Annotated in this window: 7 protein-coding genes; 3 read left to right on the top strand and 4 right to left on the bottom strand. The window is 68.3% G+C overall.

Annotated features, from left to right (window positions below; translation table 11 throughout):
- Positions 1-11: 11 nt before the first annotated feature.
- A complete protein-coding gene (gene ngcE, locus OG522_RS09675) occupies positions 12-1436 on the bottom strand; it encodes an N-acetylglucosamine/diacetylchitobiose ABC transporter substrate-binding protein (RefSeq protein WP_329462540.1) in 1425 nt (474 codons plus the stop codon).
- 498 nt (positions 1437-1934) lie between these two features.
- Between ngcE and OG522_RS09680 the strand changes: the two genes are divergently transcribed.
- Together OG522_RS09680 and OG522_RS09685 are read left to right on the top strand one after the other, a co-directional pair.
- Positions 1935-5771, top strand: a complete 3837-nt coding sequence (locus OG522_RS09680) for a GH92 family glycosyl hydrolase (RefSeq protein ID WP_329462541.1) — start codon at positions 1935-1937, stop codon at positions 5769-5771.
- 93 nt (positions 5772-5864) lie between these two features.
- Complete coding sequence (locus tag OG522_RS09685; protein ID WP_329462542.1) at positions 5865-6824, top strand: FG-GAP repeat domain-containing protein; 960 nt, start codon at positions 5865-5867, stop codon at positions 6822-6824.
- 74 nt (positions 6825-6898) lie between these two features.
- On the opposite strand, the gene acnA is transcribed toward OG522_RS09685, so the two are convergent.
- Positions 6899-9613 (bottom strand): aconitate hydratase AcnA, encoded by a 2715-nt coding sequence (gene acnA / locus OG522_RS09690; RefSeq protein ID WP_329462543.1) that lies wholly within the window; start codon positions 9611-9613, stop codon positions 6899-6901.
- Positions 9614-10008: 395 nt separating this feature from the next.
- On the opposite strand from acnA, the gene OG522_RS09695 reads away from it, so the two are divergent.
- The gene (locus tag OG522_RS09695; protein ID WP_329462544.1) at positions 10009-11535 is read left to right on the top strand and encodes a helix-turn-helix domain-containing protein; all 1527 of its coding nucleotides are present in this window, start codon (positions 10009-10011) and stop codon (positions 11533-11535) included.
- 89 nt (positions 11536-11624) lie between these two features.
- Here OG522_RS09695 and OG522_RS09700 read toward each other — a convergent pair whose 3' ends face one another.
- Both OG522_RS09700 and OG522_RS09705 read right to left on the bottom strand, forming a co-directional pair.
- On the bottom strand, positions 11625-12242 hold the full coding sequence (locus tag OG522_RS09700; protein WP_329462545.1) for a TOPRIM nucleotidyl transferase/hydrolase domain-containing protein: 618 nt from the start codon (positions 12240-12242) through the stop codon (positions 11625-11627).
- 127 nt (positions 12243-12369) lie between these two features.
- Positions 12370-13083, bottom strand: a complete 714-nt coding sequence (locus tag OG522_RS09705; RefSeq protein WP_329462546.1) for a GntR family transcriptional regulator — start codon at positions 13081-13083, stop codon at positions 12370-12372.
- Positions 13084-13089: the final 6 nt, after the last annotated feature.

Here is a 13089-nt window from a genome sequence, read left to right on the forward strand (position 1 = left end):
CATCGGCCTCGTCAGAGGTGCTTGAACTTCGGGACGGAGGAGTCCTTCTTGGTGTCGTCGCAGGCCTTCTGAGCCCGGTCCATCCACTCGGGCGCCTTGATCTTGCCGACGAGCAGGTCGAGCGTGGCGTTGCCGATGGTCTCCTGGTTCAGTTTCTTGTACCAGTCCTGCAAACGGGAGTTGAGCACGTTGGTCCCGGCCGCCTTGAGGGCGGCGTTGCCCGAGACGAGACCCGGGGTCATTCCGCTCAGCCCGTCGGCGGCACCCGCGACACACGTCAGCGACTTGATGGCGTTGGTGAAATTGGTGGTCTGCTTCTTGCTGAGCATGATGCGCAGCAGTTCCATGCCACCGGTGGGGTTCTTGCCGTCCTTGGCGACGATGAAGGGCTCGCCGGCCGCGGCGTACAGCGCGCCGAAGGGCAGCTTGTCGCTCGTGCCGCCGCCGATGAGGGAGCCGACCGCGAGGTCGAAGTCCTTCGGCATGGTCGGCGCGGCCTCGTTCTCCACCCAGGACCCGTCGGCGACCATCGCGGCCCGGCCCTGCGTCCAGGCCGTCTGCATCTGGATGTGGGTCATGCCCTCGGAGCCCTGGAGGAAGTAACCCTGGCCCGCGAGCTCCTCGTAGTACGTGATGACTTCCTTGACCGCGTCGGTCTTGAAGGCACCGTCGTCGAGGTTGTCGATCGCGTTGAGCGCTTCCTTGCCGCCGACCTTGCCGATCTGGTGCAGCAGGTCGAAGTGCACGTAGTACGGGTACTTGCCCGGGTAGGTGAAGGGGGCGATGCCCGCGGCCTTGATCTTCTTGCAGAGCGCCAGCATGTCCGAGAAGGTCTGCGGATATGTCCAGCCCTTCTCCTTGAACAGCTTGTTGGAGTAGAAGCTGCCGTAGACCGTGAAGGCGTAGTTGAGCGCGTACATCGTCTGGGAGCCGAACTGGCCCTGCTCGATGGTGCCGGCGATCAGGACGTCGCGGACCTTCTTCGTCGGGTCGTCGATGGTGGGCGCGTCGAGCAGCGGGGTGAGGTCCTGGAGCTTGCCGGTCTTGGCGAGCGCGGCGGTGTCGAGGTTGTCGGCGCCGGAGTTGTCCATGAAGTCCGGCGGGTTGCCGCCGGCGAAGCGCGGCTGCAGTTTCGGGCCGATCGCCTGGGTGCCGGTGTGCTTGGCCGTGGTGCCGTACTTGCTGTTGTAGTCCGTCTCGGCGGCCTTGATGTAGTCGTCGCCGAGACCGCCCTTGAAGACGAAGGCCTCCAGCGGCGTGCCCTTGTTGACCCCGAGCGGATTGTCCGCCGACTTGGTGCCCTGGGAACTCGGCTTCTTGGTGTCACCGCTGTCGGAACTGGCACACGCGCTCAGCAGTGAAGTCGCCGGCACAGCCAGCAGGCCGATTGCCATGGCCCGCTTGAGTGCGTCACGGCGGTTGATCTCGGATCCCATGCTCAAGTCCTCGCCTTCTCCAGGACTCATGCGGTGCAGCGGAATCCGCCGTCGCCCGCGAACAGTTGAAGCGTGAGTGGTGCCGTACATCCATCGCGGAGAGCTGCCCGGAGCCCGAGCCTAAACGGCCCGACGCACTCCCCCCGCCCGCGTTCAGCGGGTTGCTCGGACGCCGACAGGTATAGTCCACTTCCCGTCAACTGAGCAAGATCGAAAGCAGGGTTGGCCGACAGTCTTTCCCGAGTTGAGACCTCGCGGATATATCCCTTGGTACGTACCAATGTGGACGAGGCTGCTCCTTTTGACGCGCATTACACACCTTGACGCCCGCATTGCCCCGCGGGAATCAGGCCATCCATTCCGGCCCGACACCCCCCAACACCCTTGACACCGGAGCGCACTTGACGCGCTACTGGACCTTGCGTTTTCGCTCTGACAACGTTGTCCAGTTCGCACCTGCCGGCTCGTACCGGCTTTGCGCCGAAGGAAAGGGCCCTCATGCTGCCCAGATCCCGGTACCGACGAGGACCGGGGGCCGCCCTGGTGGCGGCCTCGTTCCTGCTCGTAGTGACGGCGCAATCCGCCGTCGGGGCGCCGTCGGCGACCGCCCAGCCACCCGGGAACGGCGGGCGGTTCAGCACCTCGTTCGAGACCGGCCAGCCCCAGCCGGACTGGGTCGACACCGTCGACACCGACCGCGCGGGCGCCAAGCGCTCCTCGGGTGTCGACGGCGGCTTCACCAGCGGCATACCGGGCAATGTGACGGACAAGGTCACCGACGTCCGGGCCAGTGCCGAGAACACCGACGGCGGCGAGGTCAAGGAGAACCTGGTCGACGGGCAGCCCAGCACCAAATGGCTCGCCTTCCAACCCACGGCTTGGCTCGAATTCGACCTCTCCGAACCGGTGAAGACGCTCACCTACGCGTTGACGTCGGCGAACGACGCCTCCGAGCGCGATCCCAAGGACTGGACGCTCAAGGGCTCGGCGGACGGCAAGGACTGGAAGACCCTGGACAGCCGCAGCGGCGAGAGCTTCAAGGACCGCTTCCAGACCAAGACGTACGACTTCGCGAACACCACGGCGTACGCCCACTACCGCCTGGAGATCACCGCCAACGGCGGCGCCCCCATCACCCAGCTCGCCGACATCCAGTTCTCCAACGGCGACACCAGCACCCCCATCCCGCCGGACATGCGCACCACCCCGGACCGGGGCCCCGGCGGCTCCCCCACCGCCAAGGCCAACGCGGGCTTCACCGGGAAGCGCGCGCTGCGCTACGCCGGCACCCACAAGGCCAAGGGCCGGGCCTACTCATACAACAAGGTCCTCGATGTCAACACCCCGGTCGGCAGGGACACCGAACTCGACTACAAGATCTTCCCGTCGATGACGGAGACCGACCTCACCTACCCCGCCACGAACGTGTCCGTGGACCTCGCCTTCACCGACGGCACCTATCTGAGTGACCTGAAGGCGCTCGACTCGCACGGCGGGGTGCTCAGCCCGCAGGGCCAGGGCGCCGCCAAGACGCTCTACGTCAACCAGTGGAACCAGGTCTCCTCGCGGATCGGCACGGTGGCCGCGGGCAAGACGGTGGACCGGATCCTGCTGGCGTACGACTCGGCCCAGGGGCCCGCGAAGTTCCAGGGCTGGATCGACGACCTGTCGATCGCACCGGCGAAGCCCGAGAAGCCGCTCGCGCACCTGTCGGACTACGCGCTCACCACCCGCGGCACCAACTCCAGCGGCTCGTTCTCGCGCGGCAACAACTTCCCGGCGACCGCGGTCCCCAACGGGTTCAACTTCTGGACCCCGGTCACCAACGCCGGATCGCAGGACTGGCTGTACGACTACGCCCGGCGCAACAACGCGGACAACCTGCCGACGCTCCAGGCGTTCAGCGCCAGTCACGAACCGAGCCCGTGGATGGGTGACCGGCAGACCTTCCAGGTGATGCCGTCGGCCTCGGCCGGCACGCCCGACGCCTCACGGACCGCCCGCGCGCTCCCCTTCCGGCACGAGAACGAGACGGCGAAGCCGTACTACTACGGCGTCACCTTCGAGAACGGCCTCAAGACGGAGATCGCGCCGACCGACCACGCGGCGATGATGCGGTTCACCTATCCCGGTGACGACGCGAGCCTGATCCTCGACAACGTCACCAACCAGGGCGGCCTCACCCTCGACGCGGCGACGAATTCCTTCACCGGCTACTCGGACGTGAAGAGCGGCCTGTCGACCGGCGCCGGGCGGCTGTTCGTGTACGGGGTCTTCGACGCCCCGGTGACCGCGAGCGGGAAGCTGCCGGGCGGCGGGGGCGCCGACGTCACCGGCTACGCGCGGTTCAAGCCCGGCAAGAACCGCACGGTGACCCTGCGTCTGGCCACCTCCCTCATCAGCGTGGACCAGGCGAAGGCGAACCTGGCCGCCGAAATCCCCGCGAAGGCCGGCTTCGACAAGGTCAAGGACCAGGCGCGCAGGGCCTGGGACCAGATCCTGGGCCGCATCGAGGTCGAAGGCGCCTCGCACGACCAGCTGACCACCCTGTACTCCTCCCTCTACCGGCTGTACCTCTACCCCAACTCCGGCTTCGAGAAGGTCGGTTCGAAGAACCAGTACGCCAGCCCCTTCTCCCCCAAGGCCGGCGAGGACACCCCCACGCACACCGGGGCGAAGGTCGTCGACGGCACGGTGTACGTGAACAACGGGTTCTGGGACACCTACCGCACGACCTGGCCCGCCTATTCGCTGCTCACCCCGAAGAAGGCCGGGGAGATGGTCGACGGCTTCGTGCAGCAGTACAAGGACGGCGGCTGGATCTCCCGCTGGTCCTCACCCGGCTACGCGGACCTGATGACCGGCACCAGCTCGGACGTGGCCTTCGCCGACGCCTATGTGAAGGGCGTGAAGTTCGACGCCGAGGCGGCGTACGAGGCGGCCCTGAAGAACGCCACGGTCGCCCCGCCCTCCTCGGGCGTGGGCCGCAAGGGCATGGACACCTCCCCCTTCCTCGGCTACGCCCCGACCTCGACCCCCGAGGGCCTGTCCTGGTCGATGGAGGGTTACGTCAACGACTACGGCCTCGCGAAGATGGGCCAGGCGCTGTACGAGAAGACGAAGAAGCCCCGTTACAAGGAGGAGTCGGCGTACTTCATGGGCCGCGCCCAGAACTACGTGAAGCTCTTCGACGCCAAGGCGGGCTTCTTCCAGGGCAAGGACAAGGACGGCAACTGGCGGGTGGCGAGCAGCTCGTACGACCCGCGGATCTGGGGCTACGACTACACGGAGACCGACGGCTGGGGCTACGCCTTCACCGCCCCGCAGGACTCCCGGGGTCTCGCCAACCTCTACGGCGGCCAGGCGGGCCTCGCCAAGAAGCTGGACGCCTACTTCTCGACGCCGGAGACCGCCTCGCCCGAGTTCGCCGGTTCGTACGGCAGCGTCATCCACGAGATGACCGAGGCGCGTGACGTACGGATGGGCCAGTACGGCCACTCCAACCAGGTCGCCCACCACGTGACGTACATGTACGACGCGGCGGGTCAGCCCTACAAGGCGCAGGAGAAGATCCGCGAGGTCCTGCGGCGCCTGTACAACGGCAGCGAGATCGGGCAGGGCTACCTCGGCGACGAGGACAACGGCGAGCAGTCGGCCTGGTACGTCTTCTCCGCGCTCGGCTTCTACCCGCTGGTGATGGGCAGCGGCGAGTACGCGATCGGCTCGCCCCTGTTCACCAAGGCGACCGTCCATCTGGAGAACGGCCGCGACCTCGTGGTGAAGGCCCCGCACAACAGCGCGCAGAACGTGTACGTCCAGTCCCTGAAGGTCGACGGGAAGGCGTGGAACTCGACGGCGCTCCCGCACGACCTGCTCGCACGCGGCGGCACGCTCGACTTCACCATGGGCGCGCACCCGTCGACGTGGGGCACCGGCAAGAACGCGGCGCCGGTCTCCATCACCAAGGACGACAAGGTGCCCACTCCGGTGAGCGACGCGATCACCGGCGCGGGACCGCTGTTCGACAACTCCTCGGCGACGTCGGGGCAGTTCGGTCCGACGGACCTCCCGGTCGCCGGGCCCACCCGGGCGGTGCGGTACACGCTGACGTCGGCGACGGCCGCGAACGCGCCGTCCGCCTGGACGCTCGAAGGATCACAAGACGGTACGAAGTGGACCGAGTTGGACAGGCGCAGCGGTGAATCCTTCACCTGGGACCGGCAGACGCGGGCCTTCTCCGTCCATTCGCCCGGTTCCTACGCGCATTACCGAATCGTCCCCATCGGGACGGCCACCCTGGCCGAAATGGAGCTACTCGCCCCCTCCGCAAAATAGTTGACATGCAAAGATCCCGTGGAAGGATCCAAAAGATCTCGCGTCGCGCCTCGATCCGGCGCAGCGCGTCTCTTCCTCGACATGGAGAAATACGTGGCCATACTTTCCGGCCGTAAGGGCGGTCGCGCCCTGTCCCGCATCGCCGTCGCGGCGATCGCCGCGGCTCTCGTCGGCACGACCGCGGGTGCGGCCTCGGCCGACAGCGCGCCGTCCACGAACGTGGCTAAGGCAGCGCAGAAGTACGCCCAGACCAAGGGCAAGCAGTCTGCCGCCGGCTCCCAGCGTGCCTTTGCCGCGGGCGACGAGATCCCGGCCGCAGAAACGTTCCCGCTCATCGCGGCGGACGGATCGGGCACCGTCTACCTGTACCCGCCGAACGGCTCGGGCGGTTTCGGCGACCGCACCACCCTGGGCGATGGCTGGAACGCGATCAGCCAGGCGACCCAGGTCGACAACAACAAGGACGGCAACCCCGACGCCTGGTACACGCTGGGCACCGACGGCCACCTGTACTACACGCCGCTGGTGGAGAACGCCGTCGCCAAGGACCTGGGAGCGGGCTGGAACGCCTACGACCGCGTCTTCTCGGCGGGCAACCTCGGCGGGGCTCCGACCGACGACCTGCTCGCCCGTGACAAGTCCGGCGTGCTGTGGCTCTATACCGCCAACGCCGACGGCACCTTCGCGCCCCGCGTCAGGCTGGGTGCGGGCTGGGGCGTCATGACCAAGATCGCCGGTCGTGGCGACCTGAACGGCGACGGCAAGGCCGACATCATCGCCGTCGACGGCTCCGGCATCGGGTGGCTGTACCCGGGCACGGGCAACTGGGCGGCGCCGTTCGGCAACCGCGTCAAGCTCGGTGCCGGCTGGAACACGTACAACAACCTGGTCGCCATCGGTGACCTGAACTTCGACGGCAAGGCCGACCTCGTCGGCCGCGACGCCTCCGGAGGCCTCTGGTTCTACGCGGGCACCGGCACCACCGCCGCCGCCCCGTTCAAGGACCGCGTGAAGGTCGGCACCGGCTGGAACGGCATGCGCCTGATGTTCTGATCCATCAGCCGCAGACGGGCAAGGCCCGCACCCCGGTCGGGGTGCGGGCCTTGCCCGTTGGTGCTTCGGTGCGACTACTTGCGGATCAGGCTGCGCAGCACGTACTGCATGATGCCGCCGTTGCGGTAGTAGTCCGCCTCGCCGGGCGTGTCGATGCGGACGACCGCGTCGAACTCGACGCCCGTGTCGGTGGTCACCTTGACCGTGCGCGGGGTGGTGCCGTTGTTCAGCTCCTCGACGCCGGTGAAGGAGAAGGTCTCCTCGCCGGTCAGGCCGAGCGAGGAAGCGGTCGCGCCCTCCGGGAACTGGAGCGGGAGGACGCCCATGCCGATGAGGTTCGAGCGGTGGATGCGCTCGTACGACTCGGCGATGACGGCCTTGACGCCGAGCAGCGCGGTGCCCTTGGCGGCCCAGTCGCGGGACGAGCCCGAGCCGTACTCCTTGCCCGCCAGGATGGCCAGCGGGATGCCGGCGGCCTGGTAGTTCTGCGAGGCGTCGTAGATGAACGACACCGGAGCGTCCGCCTGGGTGAAGTCGCGGGTGAAGCCGCCCTCGGTGCCCGGCGCGATCTGGTTGCGCAGGCGGATGTTCGCGAACGTGCCGCGGATCATGACCTCGTGGTTGCCACGGCGCGAGCCGTAGGAGTTGAAGTCGCGGCGCTCGACGCCGTGCTCGTTGAGGTACTTGCCGGCCGGGGTGTCGGCCTTGATCGCACCGGCCGGGGAGATGTGGTCGGTGGTGACCGAGTCGCCCAGCTTCGCCAGGACGCGGGCGCCGGCGATGTCGGAGACCGGGGTGGTCTCCATCGTCATGCCCTCGAAGTAAGGGGGCTTGCGCACGTAGGTCGACTCGGCGTCCCACTCGAAGGTGTTGCCGGTCGGGATCGGCAGCGCCTGCCACTGCGCGTCACCCGCGAAGACGTCCTGGTAGGACTTGTTGAACATGTCCTCGCCGATGGCGTTCGCCACGACTTCGTTGACCTCGGCCTCGGTGGGCCAGATGTCCTTGAGGAAGACCGGGTTGCCCTCGGTGTCGGTGCCGATCGCCTCGGTGGTGATGTCGACCTTCATCGAACCGGCGATGGCGTACGCGACGACCAGCGGCGGCGACGCCAGGTAGTTCATCTTGACGTCGGGGTTGATCCGGCCCTCGAAGTTGCGGTTGCCGGAGAGCACCGAGGTGACCGCGAGGTCGTGCTCGTTGATCGCCTTCGAGATCTCCTCGTCCAGCGGACCGGAGTTGCCGATGCAGGTGGTGCAGCCGTACCCGACGAGGTTGAAGCCCATCTTGTCGAGGTACGGGGTGAGGCCGGCCTTGTCGAAGTAGTCGGTGACGACCTTCGAGCCCGGGGCGAGCGTGGTCTTGACCCACGGCTTGCGGGTCAGGCCCTTGTCCACGGCCTTCTTCGCGACGAGGGCCGCGGCGACCATGACGTACGGGTTCGAGGTGTTGGTGCACGAGGTGATCGCGGCGACGGTGACGGCGCCGTGGTCGATCTCGAAGGAGGAGCCGTCGGCCAGGGTGACCAGCGTCGGGCGGCTCGGCACGCCGTTGGCGGAGGCCGGGGCGTCGGAGGCCGGGAAGGACTCCTTGCCCGCCTCGTCGTCGTCCTCGACGTAGTTGCGGACGTCAAGCGCGAACTGCTGGGCGGCGTTGGCGAGCACGATGCGGTCCTGCGGACGCTTCGGGCCGGCGATGGAGGGGACGACCGTGGAGAGGTCGAGCTCCAGCTTCTCGGAGAAGTCGGGCTCGGCGGCCGGGTCCAGCCAGAGACCCTGCTCCTTGGCGTACGCCTCGACGAGAGCGACCTGCTGGGCGTCGCGGCCGGTCAGGCGCAGGTACTTCAGCGTCTCGTCGTCGATCGGGAAGATCGCGGCGGTGGAGCCGAACTCCGGCGACATGTTGCCGATGGTGGCGCGGTTGGCGAGGCTGGTCGCCGCCACGCCCTCGCCGTAGAACTCCACGAACTTGCCGACCACGCCGTGCTTGCGCAGCATCTCGGTGATGGTCAGCACCAGGTCGGTGGCGGTGGTGCCCGGGTTCAGCTCGCCGGTCAGCTTGAAGCCGACGACGCGCGGGATGAGCATCGAGACCGGCTGGCCCAGCATCGCGGCCTCGGCCTCGATGCCGCCGACGCCCCAGCCGAGCACGCCGAGGCCGTTGACCATCGTGGTGTGCGAGTCGGTGCCGACCAGGGTGTCGGGGTAGGCCTGGCCATTACGGACCATGACCGTACGAGCGAGGTGCTCGATGTTGACCTGGTGGACGATGCCGGTGCCCGGGGGGACGACCTTGAAGTCGTCGAAGGCGGTCTGGCCCCAGCGCAGGAACTGGTAGCGCTCCTTGTTGCGGCCGTACTCCAGTTCCACGTTCTGGGCGAACGCGTCCTTGGTGCCGAACTTGTCGGCGATGACGGAGTGGTCGATGACCAGCTCGGCCGGGGAGAGCGGGTTGACCTTCGCCGGGTCGCCGCCGAGCTCCTTGACGGCCTCACGCATGGTGGCGAGGTCCACGACACAGGGCACACCGGTGAAGTCCTGCATGATCACGCGGGCCGGGGTGAACTGGATCTCCTGGCTCGGCTGAGCCTGCGAGTCCCAGCCGCCGAGCGCACGGATGTGGTCGGCGGTGATGTTCGCGCCGTCCTCGGTGCGGAGCAGGTTCTCCAGGAGAACCTTCAGGCTGTAAGGGAGGCGCGCGGAGCCCTCGACCTTGTCCAGCTTGAAGATCTCGTACGACTCGTCGCCCACGCGCAGCGTGCTGCGGGCGTCGAAGCTGTTCGCCGACACGACAGTCTCCTTCATTGATGTGCGCGTTCCACCACAATCCTGCCGCCACGACGTGTTGTCGATCAGCTGAGGTAAGGCTAAGTTAGGTAACCCTTACCGAGCCTCGGCTGCGGTGCGCCTCGTAGATATCTCGATGTCGAGATAACTCTAGTACATGGCCGCGCCGTGGTCATGCACGGGCGGCGTGTCCCGTTGCGCACCCCCGCTCACGGCGCGGGCGCCTCAGGGCACGCCCGCCTGCATGCCGTCGCCGCGCGACCACGCTCCACGCGACCGGTCGGACCCCTCCCGTTTGCCGCCAACGGGCCGGACCCGCACCATCGAATTGACGGTCCCTCACCCTGACGGCCCACCACAACGCGAGCCTCATCTCATATGTGAGATAACCTGCCCCTATGGCAGACGACTACCTCGTACGCATCGGCAAGCTCATCCGTGACGCCCGGCAGCACCGGGGCTGGACACAGACGCAGTTGGCCGAGGCTCTGGGCACCAGCCAGAGCGCCGTGAACCGCATCGAGCGCGGGAACCAGAACATCAGCCTTGAGATGATCGCGCGCATCGGGGAAGCGCTCGACAGTGAAATCGTCTCGCTCGGGTATGCGGGCCCCATGCACCTGCGCGTGGTGGGAGGCCGCCGCCTCTCGGGCTCCATCGACGTCAAGACGAGCAAGAACGCCTGCGTCGCGCTGCTCTGCGGCTCGCTGCTCAACAAGGGCCGCACCGTACTGCGCCGGGTGGCCCGCATCGAGGAGGTCTACCGGCTCCTCGAAGTCCTCAACTCCATTGGCGTGCGCACCCGTTGGATCAACGACGGCGTCGACCTGGAGATCGTGCCGCCCGCCGAGCTCGACCTCGACGCCATGGACGCGGAGGCCGCCCGCCGCACCCGGTCCATCATCATGTTCCTCGGCCCGCTGCTGCACCGCATGGACCACTTCCGGCTCCCGTACGCCGGCGGCTGCGACCTCGGCACCCGCACCATCGAACCGCACATGATCGCGCTGCGCCGGTTCGGCCTGGACATCACGGCCACCGAGGGGATCTACCACGCCGCGGTGGTGCGCACCGCGCCCGACCGCCCGATCGTGCTGACCGAACGCGGCGACACGGTGACCGAGAACGCGCTGCTCGCCGCGGCCCGCAACGACGGCGTCACCGTCATCCGCAACGCCTCCTCCAACTACATGGTCCAGGACCTGTGCTTCTTCCTGGAGGCGCTCGGCGTACGCGTCGACGGCATCGGCACCACCACGCTGACCGTGCACGGCATGGCCGACATCGACGTCGACGTCGACTACTCGCCCTCCGAGGACCCGGTCGAGGCGATGAGCCTGCTGGCCGCGGCCCTCGTCACCGAGTCCGAACTGACGATCCGCCGGGTCCCGGTGGAGTTCATGGAGATCGAGCTCGCGGTGCTTGAGGAGATGGGCCTCGACCACGACCGCACGGCCGAGTACGCCGCCGACAACGGCCGCACCCGGCTGATCGACCTCACCGTGCGGCCCTCCAAGCTGGAGGCGCCCATCGACAAGATCCACCCGATGCCGTTCCCCGGCCTCAACATCGACAACGTGCCGTTCTTCGCGGCGATCGCGGCGGCGGCCCAGGGCAAGACCCTCATCCACGACTGGGTCTACGACAACCGCGCGATCTACCTCACCGACCTCAACCGCCTCGGCGGCCGCCTCCAACTCCTCGACCCGCACCGGGTCCTGGTGGAGGGCCCCACCCGCTGGCGCGCCGCCGAAATGATGTGCCCCCCGGCACTGCGCCCGGCCGTGGTGGTCCTGCTCGCCATGATGGCGGCCGAGGGCACGTCCGTGCTGCGCAACGTGTACGTCATCAACCGCGGTTACGAGGACCTGGCGGAGCGGCTGAACTCGGTCGGCGCGCAGATCGAGATCTTTCGGGACATCTGAGTAGTAAAGCCATCCGCCCCCTTGCGACCCGCGCCGATGCGGGTCCGCAGGGGGGCGGCTGTCGCTGGGCGGGGGGGCCTGCTCGGGGGTCAGAGGGCGGCGAGCAGACCGGTGAGCGGGGCGGGTGCGCGGTCGGGGTCGAGGGCCTCGACGAGGACGCGGCCGTAGTGGATCTTGCGCCCCTTCTTCGTGCCGAAGAAGCGCCGCAGTTGCTGCCTTGCGATGCGGCCGCGCTGCGCGGGCTGGCGAAGGAAGGTCTCCAGGGGGCGCAGGTCGCCCTCCGCCCGGACGAGCTCCACCACCCGCGGCACGCCCAGCGCGCGGATGAGCTCGTCCTCCAGGTCCGCCGCGCAGACGAAGAACCCCTCGCGCGGCGCACCGGCCCGCTCCAGGCCGCGGGTGTAGAAGCCGCGCTCCCCTTCGTCGCACAGCCCCGCCAGGCGAAGGCCCAGGCCGGGCGGCCCGAGGCGGTCGGCGAAGCGCCCGATGCTCATCGCGCCGCCCATCGCCAGGACGCAGACTCCCTCGTCCGCGAGGTTGCGGCCGCGGCTCGCGGCCAGCGCGTCGACCGCCGCGACGTCACTGGGTCCTTCGAGCAGCACGGCCGCCCGGACGGACAGCCGCGCGGCCAGTTCGCGCGCGGGCTCGCCGGGGCCCCCGGCAGCCCACGCGGTGACCGCGTCCCGGAACGACCCCATGTCAGCCATGCGACGAGTCTGCGCCCTGTCCGGCCGACCCGGTAGGCATTTTCCGACGACCGCAGACGGGTGGTGAGCGGGCATCCCCTACCGGATACCGGCTACTTGCTTCGGGCTACGGGCCACCTGCTACCTGCTACCTGCTACCGCCCAGGATCCGCTTAGGTCGGGGCTCGACCGGTTCGTCCCGGGCCCTGGCCCACAGCGAGCGGACGTGGCCCAAGTGGCGGGCCATGCACGCTTCGGCGGCCGCGCGGTCGCCGGAGCGCATCAGGTCCAGGAGCTCGATGTGTTCCTGCGCGGAGGAGATCAGCTCACCGCGCTCGTCCAGCCTGGTCAGTCCGTACAGGCGGGAGCGCTTGCGCAGTTCACCGACCGTCTCGACCAGTCGCTCGTTGCCCGCCAGGCCCAGGAGCTGGAGGTGGAAGCGGCGGTCGGCGTCGAGGTAGCCGATCAGGTCGTGCGCGCGGGCCCGCTCGACTATCTCCTCGGCGATGGGCCGCAACGCCTCCAGCTGTTCGGCGGTCGCGGCGTCGGTGACCTTGCCGACGGTCGGCACCTCGATGAGCGCGCGCAGTTCGGTGTACTGGTCCAGGTCGCGCTCGCTGACCTCGGTGATCCTGAAGCCCTTGTTGCGTACCGGCTCGACCAGGCCTTCGCGGGCCAGATCGAGCATCGCCTCGCGGACCGGCGTCGCGGAGATCCCGAAGTCGGCGGCGAGGCCGGGCGCGGAGTAGATGGCGCCGGGGCGGAGCTCGCCCGCGACCAGTGCGGCGCGCAGGGCGTGGGCGACCTGGTCGCGCAGCCGTTCCTGGGCAACGATGAGATGGCCCTGTTTCAGGTCGCCCATGGCTCT

It is taken from the genome of Streptomyces sp. NBC_01431 (assembly GCF_036231355.1).
In the GTDB taxonomy this organism is placed as follows: domain Bacteria; phylum Actinomycetota; class Actinomycetes; order Streptomycetales; family Streptomycetaceae; genus Streptomyces.